Annotated in this window: 20 protein-coding genes and 1 riboswitch; of the genes, 8 read left to right on the forward strand and 12 right to left on the reverse strand. The window is 63.2% G+C overall.

What is annotated here, in order from left to right; genetic code table 11:
* Positions 1-367, forward strand: a 367-nt coding sequence (locus tag ACFX5Q_RS31760) for a flavodoxin (RefSeq protein WP_404284172.1), incomplete at its 5' end; no start/stop codon positions are given.
* Positions 368-443: 76 nt separating this feature from the next.
* Here the strand turns inward: ACFX5Q_RS31760 and ACFX5Q_RS31765 are convergent.
* Entirely contained in the window at positions 444-878 is a 435-nt protein-coding gene (locus ACFX5Q_RS31765) for a peptidylprolyl isomerase (protein ID WP_214470250.1), read from the reverse strand.
* Positions 879-1,163: 285 nt separating this feature from the next.
* Here ACFX5Q_RS31765 and ACFX5Q_RS31770 point away from each other — a divergent pair, with 285 nt between their 5' ends.
* The gene (locus tag ACFX5Q_RS31770; protein WP_404284174.1) at positions 1,164-1,718 is read left to right on the forward strand and encodes an HdeD family acid-resistance protein; all 555 of its coding nucleotides are present in this window, start codon (positions 1,164-1,166) and stop codon (positions 1,716-1,718) included.
* A 1-nt stretch (position 1,719) separates the two neighbouring features.
* Here the strand turns inward: ACFX5Q_RS31770 and ACFX5Q_RS31775 are convergent, their stop codons facing one another.
* From ACFX5Q_RS31775 to ACFX5Q_RS31785, 3 genes are all read right to left on the reverse strand, one after another.
* The gene (locus tag ACFX5Q_RS31775) at positions 1,720-1,911 is read right to left on the reverse strand and encodes a hypothetical protein (protein ID WP_404284176.1); all 192 of its coding nucleotides are present in this window, start codon (positions 1,909-1,911) and stop codon (positions 1,720-1,722) included.
* Between the two features lie 230 nt (positions 1,912-2,141).
* On the reverse strand, positions 2,142-3,125 hold the full coding sequence (locus ACFX5Q_RS31780; protein WP_404284177.1) for a bifunctional riboflavin kinase/FAD synthetase: 984 nt from the start codon (positions 3,123-3,125) through the stop codon (positions 2,142-2,144).
* Between the two features lie 35 nt (positions 3,126-3,160).
* Positions 3,161-4,021 (reverse strand): TIGR01459 family HAD-type hydrolase, encoded by an 861-nt coding sequence (locus ACFX5Q_RS31785; RefSeq protein WP_404284178.1) that lies wholly within the window; start codon positions 4,019-4,021, stop codon positions 3,161-3,163.
* 292 nt (positions 4,022-4,313) lie between these two features.
* Here ACFX5Q_RS31785 and ACFX5Q_RS31790 point away from each other — a divergent pair, with 292 nt between their 5' ends.
* From ACFX5Q_RS31790 to ACFX5Q_RS31805, 4 genes are all read left to right on the forward strand, one after another.
* Complete coding sequence (locus tag ACFX5Q_RS31790) at positions 4,314-6,278, forward strand: pilus assembly protein TadG-related protein (RefSeq protein WP_404284180.1); 1,965 nt, start codon at positions 4,314-4,316, stop codon at positions 6,276-6,278.
* A gap of 36 nt (positions 6,279-6,314) precedes the next feature.
* Complete coding sequence (locus ACFX5Q_RS31795) at positions 6,315-8,273, forward strand: pilus assembly protein TadG-related protein (protein ID WP_404284181.1); 1,959 nt, start codon at positions 6,315-6,317, stop codon at positions 8,271-8,273.
* 120 nt (positions 8,274-8,393) lie between these two features.
* A complete protein-coding gene (locus ACFX5Q_RS31800; RefSeq protein WP_404284183.1) occupies positions 8,394-9,026 on the forward strand; it encodes a LysE family translocator in 633 nt (210 codons plus the stop codon).
* A gap of 209 nt (positions 9,027-9,235) precedes the next feature.
* The gene (locus tag ACFX5Q_RS31805; RefSeq protein WP_404284185.1) at positions 9,236-10,459 is read left to right on the forward strand and encodes a TadE/TadG family type IV pilus assembly protein; all 1,224 of its coding nucleotides are present in this window, start codon (positions 9,236-9,238) and stop codon (positions 10,457-10,459) included.
* Positions 10,460-10,571: 112 nt separating this feature from the next.
* Here ACFX5Q_RS31805 and ACFX5Q_RS31810 read toward each other — a convergent pair whose 3' ends face one another.
* Both ACFX5Q_RS31810 and ACFX5Q_RS31815 read right to left on the reverse strand, forming a co-directional pair.
* Entirely contained in the window at positions 10,572-10,994 is a 423-nt protein-coding gene (locus ACFX5Q_RS31810) for a glutathione binding-like protein (protein ID WP_404284186.1), read from the reverse strand.
* Entirely contained in the window at positions 10,970-11,296 is a 327-nt protein-coding gene (locus tag ACFX5Q_RS31815) for a glutathione S-transferase N-terminal domain-containing protein (RefSeq protein WP_404284188.1), read from the reverse strand. Before ACFX5Q_RS31815 ends, ACFX5Q_RS31810 begins: the two co-directional genes overlap by 25 nt.
* 97 nt (positions 11,297-11,393) lie before the next feature.
* On the opposite strand from ACFX5Q_RS31815, the gene ACFX5Q_RS31820 reads away from it, so the two are divergent.
* Both ACFX5Q_RS31820 and ACFX5Q_RS31825 read left to right on the forward strand, forming a co-directional pair.
* Positions 11,394-11,756, forward strand: a complete 363-nt coding sequence (locus tag ACFX5Q_RS31820; RefSeq protein ID WP_404284190.1) for a winged helix-turn-helix transcriptional regulator — start codon at positions 11,394-11,396, stop codon at positions 11,754-11,756.
* Positions 11,757-11,917: 161 nt separating this feature from the next.
* Positions 11,918-12,436 carry a CAP domain-containing protein gene (locus tag ACFX5Q_RS31825; protein ID WP_404284192.1) on the forward strand — a complete coding sequence of 173 codons (519 nt, stop codon included), beginning with the start codon at positions 11,918-11,920 and terminating at the stop codon, positions 12,434-12,436.
* Positions 12,437-12,481: 45 nt separating this feature from the next.
* Here the strand turns inward: ACFX5Q_RS31825 and ACFX5Q_RS31830 are convergent, their stop codons facing one another.
* From ACFX5Q_RS31830 to ACFX5Q_RS31855, 6 genes are all read right to left on the reverse strand, one after another.
* On the reverse strand, positions 12,482-14,017 hold the full coding sequence (locus ACFX5Q_RS31830; RefSeq protein ID WP_404284193.1) for a DHA2 family efflux MFS transporter permease subunit: 1,536 nt from the start codon (positions 14,015-14,017) through the stop codon (positions 12,482-12,484).
* A 335-nt stretch (positions 14,018-14,352) separates the two neighbouring features.
* Positions 14,353-15,531, reverse strand: a complete 1,179-nt coding sequence (locus tag ACFX5Q_RS31835; RefSeq protein WP_404284195.1) for an HlyD family secretion protein — start codon at positions 15,529-15,531, stop codon at positions 14,353-14,355.
* Positions 15,528-16,007 (reverse strand): MarR family winged helix-turn-helix transcriptional regulator, encoded by a 480-nt coding sequence (locus tag ACFX5Q_RS31840; protein WP_404284225.1) that lies wholly within the window; start codon positions 16,005-16,007, stop codon positions 15,528-15,530. The genes ACFX5Q_RS31835 and ACFX5Q_RS31840 overlap by 4 nt, the downstream gene beginning before the upstream one ends.
* A 109-nt stretch (positions 16,008-16,116) precedes the next feature.
* Complete coding sequence (locus ACFX5Q_RS31845) at positions 16,117-17,103, reverse strand: FecCD family ABC transporter permease (protein ID WP_404284226.1); 987 nt, start codon at positions 17,101-17,103, stop codon at positions 16,117-16,119.
* Between the two features lie 29 nt (positions 17,104-17,132).
* A complete protein-coding gene (locus tag ACFX5Q_RS31850; RefSeq protein ID WP_404284197.1) occupies positions 17,133-18,080 on the reverse strand; it encodes an ABC transporter substrate-binding protein in 948 nt (315 codons plus the stop codon).
* A gap of 31 nt (positions 18,081-18,111) precedes the next feature.
* Entirely contained in the window at positions 18,112-18,894 is a 783-nt protein-coding gene (locus ACFX5Q_RS31855) for an ABC transporter ATP-binding protein (RefSeq protein ID WP_404284199.1), read from the reverse strand.
* A 187-nt stretch (positions 18,895-19,081) separates the two neighbouring features.
* Positions 19,082-19,291, reverse strand: a riboswitch (cobalamin riboswitch).
* Positions 19,292-19,400 lie beyond the last annotated feature (109 nt).

Here is a 19,400-nt window from a genome sequence, read left to right on the forward strand (position 1 = left end):
CTACCCGGCCGATTATTTCGAAACTGTCGAGCAGGCGCGGCAGGAGCGCGATCGCGGCGACCGGCCGCCGCTCAAGGAGCAGCTTCCGAACACCGCATCCTATGCGACGGTGTTCCTGGGGTTCCCCATCTGGGGCGAAACCGCGCCGCCCGTAATCCGCACTTTCCTGGCAGTCCACGACCTTGCGGGTAAGACCATCATTCCGTTTATCACGCATAGCGGCTTCGGACTCGGCAACAGCCAGGCCGTTCTGGCCAGCCACGCACCTCAGGCGCGCCTGATGGAAGGGTTCTCCATGCAGGCGCCCCAAGAGCGCCAGACTATCGAGCGCGTCACCCAGTGGCTGGACGCGCTGAAAGTCAAATAGTCGGTTACTCGTCATGGGACGGCGGCGGGCCGTCACCTGAAATCATAGTCACCACGGCCTTGGCCGCATGGATGCCCTACGCCGCCTGAACGATCTCCACCAGCTCAACGTCGAACACCAGATCCTTTCCGGCCAACGGATGATTGCCGTCGAGCTTGACGCTGGCGTCGTTCACGCCGACGACCGTTACCGGCATGGGGCGCCCCTCGCGGGTCCTGACCTGCAATCGAGTACCGATATCGACATTGATGTTGTCCGGCACGCGGGCGCGGTCGATGGTCATGACCGCTTCAGGGCGGTGGGGGCCATAGGCTGCTTCGGCGGGAACGGTGACCGTGCTTTTCGCGCCGACCTCCATGCCCTCGACATGGGTTTCAAGGCCGGGGATCACTTGCCCTTCACCTAGTGTGAATTGCAGCGGTTCGCCGCCGGAAGCATCGAATTGAGTGCCGTCGGCCAGACGTCCAGTATAATTGATGCGCACGGTGTCGCCATTCTTGGCCTGTGTCATGGCAGTCGTCCTTTTGGGAGTTTTTGAGGGACCGGCCAGAGTTTCACGGTCCCGTTTTTCGAACATCCACGCACTAAGGTGCGCGGTACGGAACTCTAAAACTAGGGGCCCGGCTGCCGATGTAAACCCACCGGTTGAGCTACGAGCGGTCGGCCCCTCGACAAACGACCCCATGCAACATGGTTGGGTGTGGCCGCCGGCAGCCTGCTCGCTAGACGGGCAAGGTCATCGGCGTTAACCTCCACGCAGCTTGATGCGCGGCGAGTCCCCCGAGGAGATGCAGCCATGACCTTGCAAGGCGATGCCCTGAAAGACGCGATTGGCCGGACGCGGGACAAATGGGGGTGGTTCGTGGCGCTGGGCGTCTTGCTGCTGATCTTCGGCGGCATCGCCTTCGGTAATCTGTTCATCGCCACCGTTGCTTCGGTCTATGTCGTGGGATGGTTGATGCTGTTGGGCGGCGCGATCGAGATCATCCATGCGTTCGGCGTCAAGACCTGGGGCCGTTTCTTCTACTGGCTGCTCAGCGGCCTGCTCTATGCGGTTGCCGGCTTTTTCGCCTTCGACAATCCGATTTTAGGTTCGACGGTGCTGACCTTCTTGCTGGCGATCGCGCTCGTCGCATCGGGTGTGCTCAGGGCCTGGGTCGGCTACAACCACCGGCCGGAGAGAGGTTGGGGATGGCTGGTCGCGGCCGGCGTCATCAGCGCGCTGGCGGGTCTGGTCATTGCCATGGGCTGGCCGGTCAACAGCCTCTGGGTGCTCGGCATGTTCCTGGCCATCGATCTCGTCTTCCAGGGCTGGAGCTTCATTGCCATCGGTCTGGCGCTGAAGAGGTAGGTCACGCCAGATTGAGCAGCGTCATCGAAATGACGGCCAGCGCGATCCCAAGATATTGCATCGAGGAGAGTTCCTCCTTGAAGATAAGGACGACGACAAGCGGGGCGCCGACCACGACGATGGTGTTGACCAGTGCTCCCGTCACCGCCAGGTTCATGCGCGTGTCGATGAAAGCGAAGGCCGAGTAGGACAATGGCGCAACGCCATGACGATGGTCAGGCTGCGGTTGTTGCCGGTCTTGCCCCAATGCGCGCTTAAGCCATCGCACAGGATGAACATACCGGAGCAAAGCAGCACCGCGCTCCACACAAAAGTGTGGATTTTCATCAAGGAGCATTGGGCGCGTTGACGGCGGCCCTCAATGAACCGCTTCACAGTCCGTCGTATTTCTCGGCTGTTTTCGACCGCGAGTCTTGAAAACCGTCAAAAAGCGATCGCGCTATCCAGCTCCGAAAGCGGCCTGACGCCGGCAAGCAGCGCCCTCGCCTCGGCCTCGTCGCGCTTCATCTGCACGACCAGCGCGTCGAGCCCGTCGAACTTCACCTCTGTGCGCAGGAAGCTGAAGAACGACACCTCGCAGGTCTCGCCATAGAGATCGCCGGAGAAATCGAAGACAAAGGTTTCCAGCAGCGGCGCGCCATTGTCGTCGACAGTCGGCCGGCGGCCGAAGCTGGCGACGCCGTCATGCAGCGAACCGTCGGCACGGCGGAAGCGGACGGCATAAATGCCTTCCTTCAGAGTGGCTTCCGGCGAAAGCCTCATATTGGCTGTCGGGAAGCCCAGCGTCCGGCCGAGCCGCTGGCCACCGATCACTTCGCTCTCGACGGTGAAGCGATAGCCGAGCAGGCCTGCTGCCTCGGCGACAGCGCCCTCGCACAGGAGAGCGCGGATGCGGCTCGACGACACCACCTCGGCGCCCTCGTCGCGAAACGCATCGACCAGCGTAACGCCAAAACCATGGCGCTCACCGGCGGCCATCAGGAAGGCGGGGCCGCCCTGGCGGTCCTTGCCGAAGTGGAAGTCGAAGCCGGTGACGGCATGGGTTATGCCGAGGTTTTCTTCCAGAATACCGGTCACGAAGGCTTCTGCCGACAGCGAAGCAAACTCGCGCGTGAACGGCTGTTCGACCAGAGCGGCGAAGCCCAGATGCGACAGGAGCCGCGCCTTCATCGGCGGCGGCGTCAGCACGAACAGCGGGATATCGGGCCTGAACACCTTTCGCGGATGCGGCTCGAAGCTCAGCACCAAAGGCGGCGCGCCGCGCCGCCGCGCTTCGGCGAGCGCGCGGTCAAGCACCGCCTGGTGACCGCGATGGACGCCGTCGAAATTGCCGATCGCCACCACGCCGCCACGCAAATGAGCCGGCAGCGGCGATGTTGCGGAAACGCGTTCGAAGGCTTCGGTCATCTTGAGGCTTCCGTCATCGGGGCGATCCTTCTCCCCTACTGCAGTCTCGGAATGACCGCGACAGGCCGATAGCCATGCTTTTCGAGAAAGGCCGCGAGCCTGGCGGGATCTGGCTGCAGCGGATCGCCATAGTCGCGCGCATGGATGCCACCGGAGACATAGAGCACGTCGAAACCGTTGTCGGCCGCGCCCTTTATGTCGGTCATCATGCCGTCGCCAATGGCCAGCACCTGGGAGCGCTCGACGGGATGGCCGAGCATGTGGGCGACCTCGCGCATCGCGACGTCATAGACCGGCGCGTAGGGTTTGCCGGCGATCAGCGTGCGTCCGCCGAGCTGGGCATAGTCGCGGGCCAGCGCGCCGGCACACCAGATCATGCGCTCGCCGCGCTCGACCATGATGTCGGGATTGGCGCAGATGAAAGGCAGGTTCCTGGCCCGCAGCCGTCGCAGCAGCTCGGCGTAGTCCTCGGGCTTCTCCACCTCGTCGTCGAACAGGCCGGTGCAGACCACGCCGGAGGCCTCGAACTCCTCGACAAGATCGACGTCGAGGCCGTCATATAGGGTGAAATCGCGGTCGGCGCCGATATGAAAGATCTTTCTGGGACCCTCGGCGATCAGGTCGCGGGTGACGTCGCCGGAGGTGACGACGCGGTCATAGGCGGTCTGCGGGACACCTATCGCGTTCATCTGCGCCACCACGTCGGCGCTGCGGCGCGGAGAATTGGTGATCAGCACGACCGGCAGCTTCGCCGCGCGCGCCGCGGCCAGCGCCGCGGCCGCAGCCGGGAAATGCCATTCGCCATTGTGCACCACGCCCCAGACGTCGCAGAGGATGGCCGCATAGGCCGCCGACAAATCCGCGAGCGAGCCGATGATGTCGGGCGAATCCGCCATGCCGTTTTCCCAGTCGTTCGTTGCGATGGCCGCCGCCGACGGTCCGCCGCAGCCGGTCCCGCATTAGCGGAAGCGCTCCGTCCTGTCATCAGCTTTCGCCATCGGCGGTGGGGCTGGCGGTCAGGGGCGCGGCATCACCGCCTCGAAGGCTGATCCGGCACCACAGGGTTAACGCGCAGTCAAAAAGGCGGCGCGACCTTGATGCTTTCGAGCAACGTGAAATTTAACGATCTGTGACCATGGTCGTAGATCGATTGCGACTATGGTCGTATATTAGCGGGAGCTAAAGACAATGTTCCGCAGGTTTGTGCGCGACAGGCGCGGCAATTATGCCTTGATGACCGTCATCACCATGGTGCCGCTGATGGGCGGCGTAGCGCTCGCCGTCGACTATGCGGAACTGGTGCGGCAGCGGCAGGAGACGATGAACGCGCTCGACGCGGCCGGTATTGCCACGGCCCGGCAGATCGTCTCCGGCGCGACCGATGATGCCGTCAAGGCCTACGCCAAGAGCTTCTTCGAAGCCAATCTGAACCACGTCAAGCCCACCAATACGACGCTGACCGTCACGCTGCCCAGCACCAACACCGGCGGCGGCACGCTCGTCCTTCAGGCTGCCCTGAAGTATCATCCATACTTCCTGCCTGCGGCCGCGATGCTGATCGGCAAAGCTTCGAGCAACACCGAGGTCAACATTACCGCAAGGTCGGAAGTTCGACTCAAAAACACGCTAGAGGTTGCGTTGGTGCTCGACAATTCCGGCTCGATGAGCACACTTGGGTCCGGCACCGGGCAGAAACGCATAGATCTGCTAAAGGCGGCCTCCAAGCAGCTGATCGATTCGCTTGCACTGCAGGCCCAGCAGATGAAGCAGGTCACGAAACCTGTGCAGTTCTCTGTGGTGCCTTTCTCAGCCTCGGTCAATGTCGGCCCGACGCATGATGGGGATAGCTGGATGGACCAGGACGGCATCTCGCCAATCCAGCACGAAGATTTCGACTGGACGAAGATGACCTCCAGCAACGATTCGAATAAGTATGCCGAAAAAAGCAATGGCGTCTGGTACAAGCGCGGGGATGGCTGGGGGGACGGCAAGGACGAGCCTCTGACCCGTTTCAGCCTCTACGCCGACATGACCGTCGAGTCTGGCCGCGAGGAGGTGCCCAACTCCCAGCAGTACATATGCGATGTTTACAACAAGAAAAACAAATGTACCGAGGGCCATTGGACCGATCCGCAGTATATCTACACGACCAGCCGCTATGCCAGTTGGCAAGGCTGCGTGGAAGCGAGGCCGTATCCTTACAATGATGACGATACGACGCCGGATACCGCCAATCCGGCAACTTTGTTCGTGCCGATGTTCGCGCCGGATGAGGCCGGGACTCTCTGGCGCGATTTCAACCGCGACGACACCAACGATGTCAGCAGCGTGTCTTACGGCTACAGCAACAATTGGTGGGCCGACTGGCCTTACGACCCAGCCAACCCGACGGCCAGGCAGCGGCAGTCGGACATGCGAAAATATTTCCTGATCAAGCCTTATGGTTCTGCCTCTGCTTCGTCGGGCGACGGTCCGAACGCGGCTTGCACGACCAATCCGATCACGCCGCTGAAGGACGTCACCGTAGCCGCCGAGAAAAAGCAACTTGATGACGCTATCGACGCCATGGCGCCGACCGGCAATACCAACGTCCCGGAAGGCCTTGCCTGGGGCTGGCGAGCCGTTTCGAGCAACGAGCCCTTTACGGAAGGCCGGCCAAACACCGAAAAAGGTAATGACAAGGTGGTGATCGTGCTGACTGACGGCGCCAACACATACAGCGCCATCAGCGACAGTCTTTATGCCAACAACGAGTCGACCTATGCCGCTTACGGCTTCACCGGGCTAACATATCCCGGATCGGGAAGCGTGACGCGGTTGTTCATGAACACCAGCACCGACGTTGGGAAGACTACGTATACGGATTCCAACTATACGGCAGCCCTGGACGAGCAGATGCAGACGCTTTGCGCCAATGCGAAGGCCTCGAACATTCTCGTCATGACCGTCTCGCTCGACCTCGTCGAATCAAAGGCGAGCGAAAAAAAGGCGATTACGGCGCTCAAGGCCTGTGCATCAGACTCGCGGTTCCGCAAAGACCCGACCGATACCACCAAGCCGGCCAAGCTATATTGGAATGCGACAGGAGCCACCTTGTCTCAGAGCTTCAAGGAAATCGCCGACGAACTGTCGAACCTACGCATCGTCAGCTGATCGGCTGGCCATCAAAGCAAGGGCTCCTTACATAAAATGCGTGAACTCTGGCGTGACTTCTGCCGCGACCGGCGCGGCAACTATGCCCTCATGACCGTGCTCGCCATGGTGCCGTTGATGGGCGGCGTGGCGTTGGCCGTCGACTTTGCGGGCATGACCAACGAAAAGCAGAGGGTGGTGAACGCGCTCGACGCCGCCAACTTCGCCACCGCCCGCCGCCTCGCCGAAGGCGCCACCGACGACCAGTTGAAGGTTTATGCGCTGGACTTCTTCAGGGCCAACCTCGGCAGTGTCGATCCGGCCAACACGACACTCGACGTCACGCTGCCCAGCAGCACGACCGGCGGCGGCCTGGTGAAGCTCTGCGCGGCGCTGGTGTACAAACCCCATTTTCTTCCGGCGGCGGCGATGCTGATCGGCAAAACCTCCACCGATGTCGACTATTCCGTCTGCTCGGAGGTCCGGCTGAAGAACACGCTGGAAGTCGCCATGGTGCTCGACAATTCCGGCTCGATGAGCACGGCCGGCACCGGTTCGGGGCAAAAGCGCATCGATCTGCTCAAGCAGGCCGCAAAGCAGCTCGTCGACACGCTGGCCTTGCAGGCGGCAGCGATCAAGCAGATCGACAAGCCGGTCCAGTTCAGTCTCGTGCCCTTCGCCGCCTCGGTCAATGTCGGGCCGGACAACGACAATGCCTCGTGGATCGACGCCTATGGGCTGTCGCCGGTCCACAACGAGAATTTCGACTGGTCGACGCTCAATGCCGCGGTATATGCCCAGAAGATCAACGGTATCTGGTACAAGAAGGGCGCCGGCTGGGGCGAGGAAGAAGGTCAGATGCTGACCCGGTTCTCGCTCTACCGCGACATGAAGGTGGTGACCAGCCACGAGCGCGTCGTCGGCAGCAAGCGTGTCGTCTGCGACGAGTACCGGTCGAACCACACCTGCAAGCGCAGCCACGATGAATACGACTACAACGACACTTACGGCCCGTTCGCCAGCTGGCAGGGCTGCGTCGAGGTCCGGCCCTACCCTTACAATGTCAATGACGAGCCGGCCTCCGGCGGCCCCAACAACACCGGCACGAGCGTCGGCGATCCGGCCACCATGTTCGTGCCGATGTTCGCTCCGGACGAGCCGGGCAACCATTGGTACCTGACGCAGGATCCGGATGAGGCGAAGCCTGTCACCTATGGCGCTGCAAACAGCTGGTGGAACGACGATCCGACAAGCACCACCGGCAAGACGCGGCAGTCCAACATGGCCAAGTATTTCCAGCCGCGGCCGATCGATGCGCCGGTGCTGTCGAAGGGCGCCGGCCCCAATTACAGCTGCACTACAACGCCGATCACGCCGCTGACCGACGTCACCAAGCCGGAAGGGCTGACGGCGATCAAGGCGGCGATCGACCTGATGGCGCCCAACGGCAACACCAACGTGCCGGAAGGCATGGCCTGGGGCTGGCGCACCGTGTCGAGCACCGAACCCTTCACCGAAGGGCGGCTGGAGACGGAGCGCGGCAACGACAAGGTCGTCATCGTGCTCACCGACGGTGAGAACACCTATTCGACGGTAAGCAGCGATCCGGCCGGCAACAAGTCGACCTATGCCGCCTATGGCTATACCGGCCTCGCCTATTACGGCACGGCGGTGACCCGGCTGTTCGGCGGCACGTCGAGCGACGTTGGCCAGTTCAACTACACTTCGAGCAATTACACCAAAGCGCTCAACGAGCAGATGGCGACGCTGTGCAACAACGCCAAGGCGGCCAACATCATGGTGATGACGGTTGCGCTCGACATGTCGTCGACGGACGCCGGCGACGTCAAGGCGATGGAAGCGCTGAAGACCTGCTCGTCCGACTCGCGCTTCCGCAAGGACCCGACAGACGCCAGCAAGCCGGCCAAGCTGTTCTGGAATGCGACCGGCGCCACGCTGTCGGACAATTTCAAGGAAATCGCCAACGAGCTGTCGAACCTGCGCGTGGTCAGTTAGAGGCGGCTTCGCCGCTTTCGCCAATTGTCAGCGCTGGCGCAACCACTCCCTCTCATCATGCCCTTGCGGTTGTTGAAGGCACATGGTGAGTGTTCCCGCCACCACCCGGAGACGCCCCTGATGCCCGACGCCGCCAATCATCTTGCCTTTGCGCTGGTCTGCCTCGGCATGGTGCTGACGCCCGGGCCGAATATGATCTACCTGATCTCGCGCTCGCTCTCGCAAGGACCAAAGGCCGGGCTGATCTCGCTTGGCGGCGTGGCGCTCGGCTTCCTGTTCTATGTGCTGTCCGCCGCCTTCGGCATCACCGCGCTGTTGCTTGCCGTGCCCTTCGCCTATGACGCGCTGCGCCTTGCCGGCGCGCTCTATCTGCTGTGGCTTGCCTGGCAGGCGGTGAGGCCCGGCGGGCGCTCGCCGTTCCAGGTGCGCGAACTGCCGAAGGACAGGCCGCGCAAGCTGTTCGCCATGGGGCTGATGACCAATCTCCTCAACCCGAAAGTGGCGGTGCTTTACCTGTCGTTGCTGCCGCAGTTCATCAATCCCGGCAAGGGCCATGTGCTGTCGCAGCTGCTGGTGCTCGGCGTCACGCAGATTTCGATCAGCCTCACCGTCAACGCCATCATCGCGGTGACAGCCGGCTCTATCGCCACCTTCCTCGCCGGACGGCCGCTATGGCTGGTCGTCCAACGCTGGATGATGGGCACCGTGCTGGCAGCGCTGGCGCTCAGGATGGCGACCGACGCACAACGCTGAGATCGGAAACCGCCAAGCGATGAACGGATGGTTCCGCTGCTCAAAAGCGGCAGCGCGCTGTTCGGCTCTTGTCGCTTGACCGTGCTGGCAGGCCTTTTTTGGTCAACCATTGAGCGGCATTTTAGCATTCGGCATTTTAGTGTTTTCTTAAATGGACCGTAGATTCCCCTAGCGTACCACATAAGGCAGGCAAGCTTGGGCAAGGGGCAATGTTCACGTTCAGAGGCTTCTGGTTATCGGAGCGCGGCAACTTTGCCATAGCGACCGCGATAGCGATGCTGCCGGTCATGATTGGCGTGGCCGGCGCCATCGATCTCGTGGGCACGAGCGACGACGCCGCGCAGTTGCAGAACTCGCTGGACGCGGCTGGGCTTGCCGTCGGCACGAAGTACTCTCCCGACATGACGGCTGGCGAAGTCCAGGAGCTAGGGCTGACATTCTTCGCGGCCAACCTGCGCGACGTCGACCAGGAGAAATATTCGGGCAGCGTCTCGGCCTTTTCAGCAACCGCCAGCGGGGGCTCGGGCGCTTATTACATCTCGCTTTCGTCCAGCATCAGCCGCCCAGGCTTCATCAGCGGCTCGGCCTCCTGGCAGGCGCACCGCTCGGCCTCGGTCAAGATAGAGCCCGGCGCGCAGGCCTGCGTGCTGGCGCTCGATCCGCATGCATCCGCCGCCGTGAACCTGCAGGGCTCGACCAATGTCTCGATGAGCAGCTGCGTGATCGCGTCAAACTCGGATGCGTCCGATTCCGTCAACAGAGGCGGTTCCGCGCTGGTTTCTGCGGGTTGCGTCTCGACCGTCGGCGGCACTTCCGGGCTTTCGCTGCCCAACGCCAGTCTCACCTGCGGAACGCCGCTCGAAGATCAATATGCGTCCATCGATCCTCTGGCCGACGTCGTCCCTCCCCCCTACACATTGTGCCTGCCCGTCCCGAATGGCAAAACCTACACGCTGTCGCCCGGCACCTATTGCGACAAGACATTGTCGGGAAACATCACGCTGGACCCGGGCGCCTACATCCTGCGCGGCACCACCATAAAGCCAGGGGGCAACGGCAGCCTGACCGGCCAGGGCGTGACCCTGTTCCTCATGGAGGGCGCGCAGATCTACATAAACGCCAATGAGCAGGTGAACCTTTCCCCGCCGACCAGCGGCCCCTATGCCGGCATCACCATTTTCCAGGACCACGGGAACACCTCCGCCCTGACGCTGAATGGCGCCGCAAATTCCATAATCAGCGGATTCGTCTATGCGCCCGACGCGCCCATTTCCTATGCCGGAAACTCCGACATGAGCGGCCAGGGCGACTGTCTGAGGCTTGTCGGCAAGACCGTGCAGATGACGGGAAACTCCTCCGTCAGAACGGACTGTGCGGCCCTGCTCGGAGATCGCGAGATGTATGCCGGCCGCCTCATCACGCTCGCGAAATGAGCGAATATTTCGCGCCGCGCGGGTAGCGATTTCAACGCGCTGCCCGGATGCCGCCTTACAGGCGGTTGTCGGAGGGGCGGCGCCAAGCGCCGACGCCGCCCGGCTGACGGTTCTAGGCCGCGAAGCGTTCGATCACCTCGGCCAGGGGGACATGCCCCAGGCAGGCGCCCGAGCCGACAGGCTTTTCGCCATCCTCGACGGCTTGAGCGTATCGTACGGCCGGATCGGCCTCGATGCGGCGGCGCAAGGCGGCGAGCTTCGGATAGGCGGCACCGTCGATCGCCTCGTGGTACTCGGCCCAACGCGCCACGCCGATCAGCGTGGTGTCGGCCAGCGTCAACCGGTCGCCGACCAGGTAGTCGGTATCGGTGATCATGGCCTCTAGCCGGTCGTGGCGCTCGGTCACCGCCTTGCGGCCGAAATCGCGCAAGGTCGCCTGCAGCACCGGATCGGGCGACGCCATTTCCAGCGCCACCCAGAGCGGGCTGAATGCGGCGGTGAAGCCGGTGTTCACGAAAGCCATGAGCTGGTGCATGCGGTCGGCTTCCGGCGTGTGTGCGGCTCGAAGCTGATGCGGCGCTCACTGTCGCGGGCTTCAAGCCATGCGGCAACGGCCATTGTTTCGGTGAGCACCTTGCCTTCGTCGGTGATCAGGACCGGCGTTTCCTGCCGGCCGTTGATGCTGGCGTAGGCATCGTTTTTCATCTCGGCCAGCATGTCGACGCGACACAGCCGGTAGGGTTGCCCGACGCGTTCAAACGCAGCGACGAGCCCCATCGAACTTCCCGCCGGGAAGCCGTAAAGGAGGATAGGTTCCATTGTTGTTTCTTCCATCATTTAGGGGATTTCGCTGCGCAGCGAAACTTGACCCTAAACGCTGGCAGCCCCATGTAAATTACGCACTATTCTGTAACCAGCCCGCCACAGGCCCCCCATGAAAGACGTCGTCTCGCGCTGCCCGATCGAAGAGACCATGCGCGTGCTCAGCGGCCGCTGGCCGACCTTGCTGCTCTATTATCTGAAGGACGGCACCAAACGCTTCAGCGACTTGAGGCGCGACAATCCGACCGTGTCGCACCGCATCCTGGCGTTGGAGCTGCGCAAGCTGGAGGACGCCGGCATCGTGCGGCGGACAGCGCATCCGGGCTATCCGCTGCGCGTCGACTACGACCTTACGGAGCCTGGCCGCAGGCTCGTGCCGCTGATCGATGCGCTTGGCTCGTGGTGGGTGCATACGGAAGACGACCGGACCGGCCGTTCTCCAATCTCGGAAACAAATCTCGATACGGCTGCCTAGAGCGGTTCACCGTTCACGGAAACGCAGAACCGCTCTATCTCTTTGTTTTGACGCAACTCCGGACCGAAAACCGTTTCACACATTTCCTGGAATTGCTCTAGAACCAAGATTTTCACCACCCTGCCCGGCAAAAGCCATGATCGCGCTTATCTCAGGCGGGCATGACCATTGCGAACATCGACAATCACCAAGCCCAATCGAAACTGAGCAGGCGCCTGCTGCTAAAGGGAGCCGGCCTAGCTGCGTTGGTCGGCTTCGCGGCCTGCAGCACCGTTTCGCAGCCGACCGGGGAAGGCGCTGGCGCCTCCTCTTCCGCCACCGGCACACTGGCCGGCATTCGGGCTTCGGCCGGGCTCGGTCCGCTGGTTCCCGATACGCAGCTCGAACAGGCGGCCCTGCAGCAGGCCGGCTACATGGCAGGGGCGCGCCGCATGAGCCACACCACCGGTTGGGGCAAGAGCTTTTCCTCGCGCGTCAGGGGCAACGGCATTGCCGGTGCGGCCGCCGAAAACATCGCCGAAGGCCGCTTCGACCTTGAGAAACTGTTCGACATCTGGGTGCATTCGCCCGGCCACCGGCGCAACATGCTCGACCCGCGCTTCACCCGCTTCGGCCTCGCCTATGTGCGCGACGGCCGCGACTCCAGCCTGCGCTACTGGAGCCTGGTGCTGGGCAAGTAACGACCTTCGGGCGAAGGCGCTCCCGCACTGCTGCCACCTGAGAGCTCAGTCCATATGCGCGGCGGGTGCGCCGCCGGCGGCCGGTCCTGCCTTTGGCTTGCGCAGCAGGAAGACGAACGGGACGGCAAGCAGCGTCATCATCATCAGCAGCTTGAAGTCATTGACGTAAGAGATCATCATCGCTTGTATATTGACCAGTCCGTCCATCTCCGAAAGCGCCGTCGGATCGCCGCCTGCTGCTGCCGGCGAGGCCGTCCAGAGATTGGGATTGAACGGGTTGATGAAGGCCGAGAGCTCGCTGTGGTTGACCTGCGTGTTGCGCACCAGGAGAACCGTCACCACCGACACGCCGATCGACGAACCGAGATTGCGGACCAGGCTGAACAGCGCCGTGGCATCGGTGCGGTAGCGTGCATCGAGCGTGGCAAAAGCCACGGTCGACAGCGGCACGAACACCATTCCCATTCCCAGGCCCTGGATGATACCTGAGCTGAGGATGAGCCAATTGTCCATCTGCGGCGTGAAACTCGCCATGGTGTGGAGCGACTGCGCGGTCAAAAGGAAGCCGATGACGACCAGGATGCGGGCATCGACCATGTGCATGATGCGGCCGACCAAAAGCATCGAAATCATCGTGCCGATACCGCGGGGACCTATGACGACACCGATGGTCATGGTCGGATAGTCGAAAATGGTCGACAGCATTGGCGGCAGCAGCGACATGCTGGCCAAGATGAGCACGCCCATGACGAAGATGAACGCCAGCCCGGTCACGAAATTGCGGTCGAGGAAGATCTTGGGGTCGATGAAGGGATGTTCCGCTGTCACCGTGTGAATGATGAACACCCAGAAGCCGGTCAGCGAGAGGCCGAGCTCGATCCAGATCTCGACCGAGGAAAACCAGTCGACCTCGCCGCCGCGATCGAGCATCAGCTGCAGCGCGCCGACACCGAGCGAGATCATGGCGAAACCAAAGAAATCGAAGCTGCGTATCCGCCGGGCAACGGAAGGCAAGTAGGCGGCCATGCCAAGGAAGGCGGCGATGCCGACCGGCAGGTTGATGAAGAACACCCAGCGCCAGTTGAAATTCTCGGTCAGCCAGCCGCCGAGCGTCGGGCCCAGGATCGGCCCCAGCATGATGCCGGCGCCCCAAATGGCCATCGCCTGACCGTGGCGTTCCTTCGGGTTGATGTCGAGCAGGAAGGTCTGCGACAGCGGCACGATCGCGGCGCCGAACACGCCTTGCATCAGCCGGAAGAACACCATCGTCTCCAGGCTCCACGCCAGTCCGCACAGCATGGAGAAGATGGTGAAGCCGACCACCGCCGTCAGGAACAGTTCCTTGCGGCCGAGCCGGTCAGCCAGCCAGCCGGTGACCGGCGTCATGATCGCGGCGGCCACGATGTAGGACGTCAGCACCCAGTTGATGTTGTCCGGCGAAGCGCCGAGATCGCCGGTCATGGTCGGCAGCGCAACGTTGGCGATCGTGGTGTCGAGCGCCTGCATGACCGTCGCCAGCATGAGCGCAACCGTGATCAGACCGCGGTGCGGCACTTCCTTGAAGGCTTCTGGGGTGCTCATGATGCGGAACTTCCAGTGTAGCAAAAACGTGTTAGACAAGGTTTCCGGGCGGCGAGGCCTTCCCGTGTGGAGAGACCCTCATCGCGGTGGGACGCGACCATCGATGTGGGGGTTACATCGACCAGAGCGTCTCGAATTTCGCGGGCGCCAGCCGCCCGGAACCCTGTGGACCGAGGGTCCGATGCCGAATGTCGAGGCTGGCTGGCAGTGCCGCCGCAATCCTCGTCCTTCGCCCCGCCGGCCTGTCTCCTGTCTTTTGCTTGTCATGCCGGCAGTCCCGGCAGACCTTTCACAAACATTCGCGAGGCAGCTTCCGCCGCCGCGCACGAATCCAGCTATTGCGCCTCGCCAGCCGTGGCGTGGCCGAAGATCTTCGGCAGCCCGCGCGCCACACCGGTGTCGACGGTGGCGGTCACGCTCATGCCGGTGCGTAGCGCCATCTTGGCGTCGGGGTCGGTCAGTTCCAGGCGCACCGGAATGCGCTGGGTGACCTTGACCCAGTTGCCTGTGGCATTCTGGGCCGGCAGCAGCGAGAACTCGGCGCCTGTGCCGGCACCGATCGCCTTGACGGTCGCCTCGAAGGTCTTGCCGGGATAGGTGTCGACGACGATCTCGGCCTTCTGGCCCGGCTTCATGTTGGTGAGCTGGGTTTCCTTGAAATTGGCATCGATCCAGGTGTCGCCGGTCTCGACCAGCGAGAACAGCGGCGTGCCGGAGCCGACATATTGGCCGACTTTGAACGACGAGGCCTGGCTGATGACACCATCGGCGGGTGCCCTGACGGTGGTCTGCGCCAGGTCATAGGCGGCCTTGTCGCGCGCGGCGAGTGCGGCCATCACGGTCGGATGCTTGTCGGTCTCGATGTCGGGATTGCCGCCAAGTGCTGCCTTGGCGCTGATGATGCCCTGTTCGGCGACCGCCAGCTGCTGCTTGGCCTTGTCGAGATCGTTCTTGGCCTGATCGAGAGACGACTTGGCGTTGATGCCCTTCTGGGCGAGATCGGCGGCGCGGTCATATTGCGACTGCGCGAAATCGACCTCGCTGGTGTCGGACTTCTCCTGCGCCATCGACTGACTGTAGGCGGCGCGCAACTGCTCGACGTTGAGGCGCGCGCCGGCCACCGCCGCGTCAGCCTGGGCGAGCGCGATCCGGTAGGGCTCGGGATCGATGGCGAACAGCACGTCGCCCTGCTTGACGAGCTGGTTGTCGGCTATGTCGACCGTCACGATGCGGCCCGCAGTATCCGAGGCGATCGACACTTTGGCCTGCTCCAGATTGGCGTTCTCGGTTTCCTGGTAACGGCCGCCGGTCACCCAGACATAGCTGCCGCCGGCAATCAGCGCCGCGGGCAGCGCGATCATCAACAGGGGGCGGCCGAGGCGTCGCTTCTTCTGCGGCGCGACCGGCGCCGGCTGCACCGGAGGCGCGACTGCCACGGGCGCCGTCGCCGGCTGCGCCGGCGCCTCCATTTCCAGTTCGGTGATCTTTTCGTCTATCTTGGCTGCCGCGTTCATGCTGCTGCGCCTTCCGTATTCCTGACTTTTTCCAGGGACGACGCCTCGCCGTCCGCAAGATTCTGCACGATGGTGTCCAGCGCCCTGACCAGGACGCGGCGATCTTCCGGCGAAACGCCGACCAGCGATTCCTCGTAGACCTCACCGGCCAGGCTCTTGACGTGGTTATAGGCCTCGCTTGCCTTGGTGGTCGGGAAGATCATGCGCACGCGGCGGTCGGTCGCGTCGGAACGGCGCTCGATCCAGCCGCCCTCCTCCATCCGGTCGACCAGGCGCGAGACGCTGATCGGCTCGATTTCGAGAAGCTCGGCGAGCCGTGCCTGCGCGACACCCTCTTCCTTGGCGACGCGGACCAGAAGCCGCCATTGCGCCGAGGACAGGCCGAAGCCGCTGGCGCGCGCCTCGAAGCGCTTGCGCATCAGGCGCTGCACGTCGTGGATCAAAAATCCCAATCTGTCGATGCCGTCGGAAACCATGAGCGGCATATATAATAAGCGTGCTTACGATTCAACGTGGTCAGCCATGCAATACGGTCACGACGCCGTGATCGAGAGCGGAGACCATCGCTTGTGGCCCGGTATCCCGTCACAGGCGGTTGCGGATCAGCATGGTGACGACGAAGAAGGCGCCGAGCGAGCTGGTGATGATGCCGATAGGCAGTTCCTGCGGCGGCAGCAGCGTGCGGGCGAGAAGATCGCTGGCCAAAAGCAGCACCGCGCCGAAGAGCGCCGAGCTTGCGATCAGGCGCAGATGCAACGGTCCCGCCAATGGACGGCAGAGATGTGGGATCATCAGGCCGACGAAGCCGATGACGCCGGCGACCGAGACCAGGATCGCGGTAGACAGGGCGGCGACGAAAAAGGTCGTGCGGCGCATGCGCGCCACCGGCACGCCGAGGCTTTCGGCGGCGTTTTCACCGGCGAGGAAGGCGTCGAACCGGCGGTGGTTCCACAGCCCGTAGGCAAGGATGATGCCGGCGCCAAGTGCTGCCAGCCCGATATTGTCCCAGCGCGCCAGACCGAGCCCACCCATCGTCCAGAACAGCACCGAATGGGCGGCGCGCTGGTCGCCCGCGAAAACGAGATAGTTGGTGAGCGCGGTGAACATGAAGGAGACAGCAAGCCCGGCAAGGATCAGCCGCTCAGGCCCCTGTCCCTTGACCCGCGACACCAGCAACAGCACCACGGCGGCTGCCAGCATGCCGCCGGTGAAGGCGGCGACCGGCAGGGTCCAGATGCCGAAACTGTCGCCGAAGACGGTGATGACGGAGACGGCGCCGGCGGCAGCGCCAGAGGAGAGACCGAACAGGAATGGATCGGCGAGATCGTTGCGGGTCACTGTCTGCAGCAATACGCCGACGACACCCAGCCCGGCGCCGATCGCGATCGCCAGCAGTGTGCGCGGCAGCCGGAGGTCGACGACGATCTTGCCGACCGGACCGGACACGGCGTGCGCGTCGAGACCGACTGCATGCGCCAGGGCGCCGATGACATCGGGCAGCGCGATCACCGTCGAGCCATAGGCGATCGACAGCAAAGCGAGCGCGGCAACTAGTGCCGCGCCCGCTATCATCACGAAAGGAAAGGACTTCGGCCGCAAGCTCAAAATGCTTCCGGATGCATCGCTTTGGCGATCTTGCCGATCGCCTCGATGTTGGCGGGTCCTGGTGTCAGTTCGGCATAGCGCAGTGCTACAAAGCGCTCGTTCTTGACCGCGTCGGTCTCCTTCATCGCCGGATGCGCCTTCAGGAAGTCGAGCAATTTCTTGTAGCCGCCGCCATCCTGGTAATCGAGCAGGATGAGGAATTGCGGATTGCGCGCCGCCACCGTCTCCCAATCCGTCGTGCCCCAGCTCATCTCCATGTCGGCCATGACGTTGTCGCCGCCGGCAGCGGTGATCATGGCGTTCGGTACGGCGAACTTGCCGGCGGTGAACGGCTTGTCCTCGCCGGAATCGTAGAGGAACACCCGCGTGCCCTTGGTGCTGCCGACCTTGGCGATGATCGCTGCCAGTTGCGCCTTCCAGCCCGAAACAAGCTTGTCGGCCTCAGCCTCCTTACCGAAGATCTTGCCCAGCTTTTCGACGTCGCCGTAGAGCAGGTCCATCGAGGCGGCGGGACGGTCCTTGTCGAGATGGACGCAGCTTTCGGTCAGCACCAGCGTCTTGATGCCGTGCGGGGCGAGCGTGTCGGGCGTCACCTCGCCGCCCGGCTTCATGCCGTAGTACCAGCCGGCGAAAAAGAAATCGGGCTCGACGGCAACGAGGTTCTCCAGCGTCGGATACTTTGGCGCCAGTTCGGGGATCGAGCCTTGCTCGGCCTTGAATTCGGGACCGACCTTGTACCAGCCGGTGATGCCGGTCAGGCCGACGATCGATGGCTGCAGCTTCAGCGCGAAGGCCATCTCGGCCATGTTGAGATCATGGATGACGGCGCGCTTCGGCGGCCCATCGAAGGAGAGCTTCTTGCCGCAGCTGTCGACGGTGACCGGGAAGGCAAAGGCCACCGAAGCGACGAGCGAAAAGGCAAGAGAGAGGGCGAGGCGTTTCACGAGGTGGCTCCTTGGTTGAGGAAATGTCCGTTCAGGATGGCGAGGCGGCGCGGTTGGGAACGTCGAAGACGGTGAGTTCGCGGTCTTCGGTCGGATGGCGCAGGCGGAAGACATCTATGCCGAACACGTCGCGGATGAGCTGCTGGGTCAGCGCCTCGCGCGGCGGCGCCAGCGCATGCAGCCGGGCGTCGTTCATCACCGCGACCCGGGTGGCGAAGGGCGCCACCAGCGCGAGATCGTGCAGCACCGCGACCACGCACATGCCGAAGCCGGCGACCAGTTCGAGCAGCTCGCCGCGGGCGCGCGGATCCAGATGGTTGGTCGGCTCGTCGAGGAACAGTATCTTTGGCTCCTGGGCGAAGGCTCTAGCCAGTTGCGCGCGCTGACGCTCGCCGCCGGAGAGCGAGCCGATGCTGCGGCCGAGCAGCGGCAGCAGCCCCGTCCGGCGCAGCGCGTCGACGACGATGTCGCGATCTTCGCGCAGGCGCCTCATGCCGGCATGCGGGACGCGGCCAAGCTCGACATAGTCGATCAAGGCGAGCAGCGGATCTGGCTGGTCGGTCTGGCCGACGACCGCCATGTTGAGCGCCCGCTCGGCCGGCGTGATCCGGTCGAGACGGCGCCCCGACAGACGCATCTCGCCGGTGCTTGGCTGCAGCGCGCCGCACAGCATGCGCAAAAGCGTGGTCTTGCCGGCGCCGTTGGGACCGATGATGGCCAGGCGATCGCCTGACGCAACCGACAGGCTTACCCCATTCACCAGGCGGCGGCCATTCGCCGTCGCGCTCACGTCGCGGGCTTCGAGCAGCATCATCGGCTCAGCCCCGGCCTCGAAGCGGGGATGCGAGCCAGCCCGGTTGAATCGCGGCAAAGCGGGCACACGATGATGCGATGGATGGAGGCTTCCAAATTTCCGTCACTTTCCAAAACTGGCGACGGAAGGAAGCTGGGCCGATCGGACGACAGACCGATGGCTACGTCTCCTCCCGGCACACCCCGTCCGGTCAACTCGTGCTGATGGCAGGTCTCCTGGCTCGCGGGTCTCGGCTTCATCCTGCCTTCCCAGCCTTGCCGGCCAGTGGCATTTGCGGATGTTGCTCGCCGCTTACAGTTGCGGGGGCAGCCACGGCCTCGACCCGAAAGCGGGTCTCACCGTGTTCCCTTTTCACCCCTCGCCTTTCGGCTCGGGGACCATCATTTTTCTACCGTAGGTTTCCCCTGATCGCGCCGCAATGGTTTTTTGATTGCAGGCATCGGTTCGCCTTCGGTAGGCTGCATATGTAATAACATTACGTAACAAGCGCTGCCATATGCTGTCAA

Origin of the sequence: Mesorhizobium sp. IMUNJ 23033 (assembly GCF_044778005.1) — a bacterium.
GTDB classification, from domain to species: Bacteria; Pseudomonadota; Alphaproteobacteria; order Rhizobiales; family Rhizobiaceae; genus Mesorhizobium; species Mesorhizobium amorphae_A.

Coding starts and splice junctions, on each gene's coding strand:
- ACFX5Q_RS31820 (WP_404284190.1), top strand. CDS start 11,394: ATGAAAGACGTCGTCTCGCGCTGCCCGATCGAAGAGACCATGCGCGTG.
- ACFX5Q_RS31780 (WP_404284177.1), bottom strand. CDS start 3,125: ATGACCGAAGCCTTCGAACGCGTTTCCGCAACATCGCCGCTGCCGGCT.
- ACFX5Q_RS31815 (WP_404284188.1), bottom strand. CDS start 11,296: ATGATGGAAGAAACAACAATGGAACCTATCCTCCTTTACGGCTTCCCG.
- ACFX5Q_RS31765 (WP_214470250.1), bottom strand. CDS start 878: ATGACACAGGCCAAGAATGGCGACACCGTGCGCATCAATTATACTGGA.
- ACFX5Q_RS31805 (WP_404284185.1), top strand. CDS start 9,236: ATGTTCACGTTCAGAGGCTTCTGGTTATCGGAGCGCGGCAACTTTGCC.
- ACFX5Q_RS31825 (WP_404284192.1), top strand. CDS start 11,918: ATGACCATTGCGAACATCGACAATCACCAAGCCCAATCGAAACTGAGC.
- ACFX5Q_RS31795 (WP_404284181.1), top strand. CDS start 6,315: ATGCGTGAACTCTGGCGTGACTTCTGCCGCGACCGGCGCGGCAACTAT.
- ACFX5Q_RS31840 (WP_404284225.1), bottom strand. CDS start 16,007: ATGGTTTCCGACGGCATCGACAGATTGGGATTTTTGATCCACGACGTG.
- ACFX5Q_RS31830 (WP_404284193.1), bottom strand. CDS start 14,017: ATGAGCACCCCAGAAGCCTTCAAGGAAGTGCCGCACCGCGGTCTGATC.
- ACFX5Q_RS31790 (WP_404284180.1), top strand. CDS start 4,314: ATGTTCCGCAGGTTTGTGCGCGACAGGCGCGGCAATTATGCCTTGATG.
- ACFX5Q_RS31785 (WP_404284178.1), bottom strand. CDS start 4,021: ATGGCGGATTCGCCCGACATCATCGGCTCGCTCGCGGATTTGTCGGCG.
- ACFX5Q_RS31835 (WP_404284195.1), bottom strand. CDS start 15,531: ATGAACGCGGCAGCCAAGATAGACGAAAAGATCACCGAACTGGAAATG.
- ACFX5Q_RS31770 (WP_404284174.1), top strand. CDS start 1,164: ATGACCTTGCAAGGCGATGCCCTGAAAGACGCGATTGGCCGGACGCGG.
- ACFX5Q_RS31845 (WP_404284226.1), bottom strand. CDS start 17,103: ATGATAGCGGGCGCGGCACTAGTTGCCGCGCTCGCTTTGCTGTCGATC.
- ACFX5Q_RS31800 (WP_404284183.1), top strand. CDS start 8,394: ATGCCCGACGCCGCCAATCATCTTGCCTTTGCGCTGGTCTGCCTCGGC.
- ACFX5Q_RS31810 (WP_404284186.1), bottom strand. CDS start 10,994: ATGCACCAGCTCATGGCTTTCGTGAACACCGGCTTCACCGCCGCATTC.
- ACFX5Q_RS31855 (WP_404284199.1), bottom strand. CDS start 18,894: ATGATGCTGCTCGAAGCCCGCGACGTGAGCGCGACGGCGAATGGCCGC.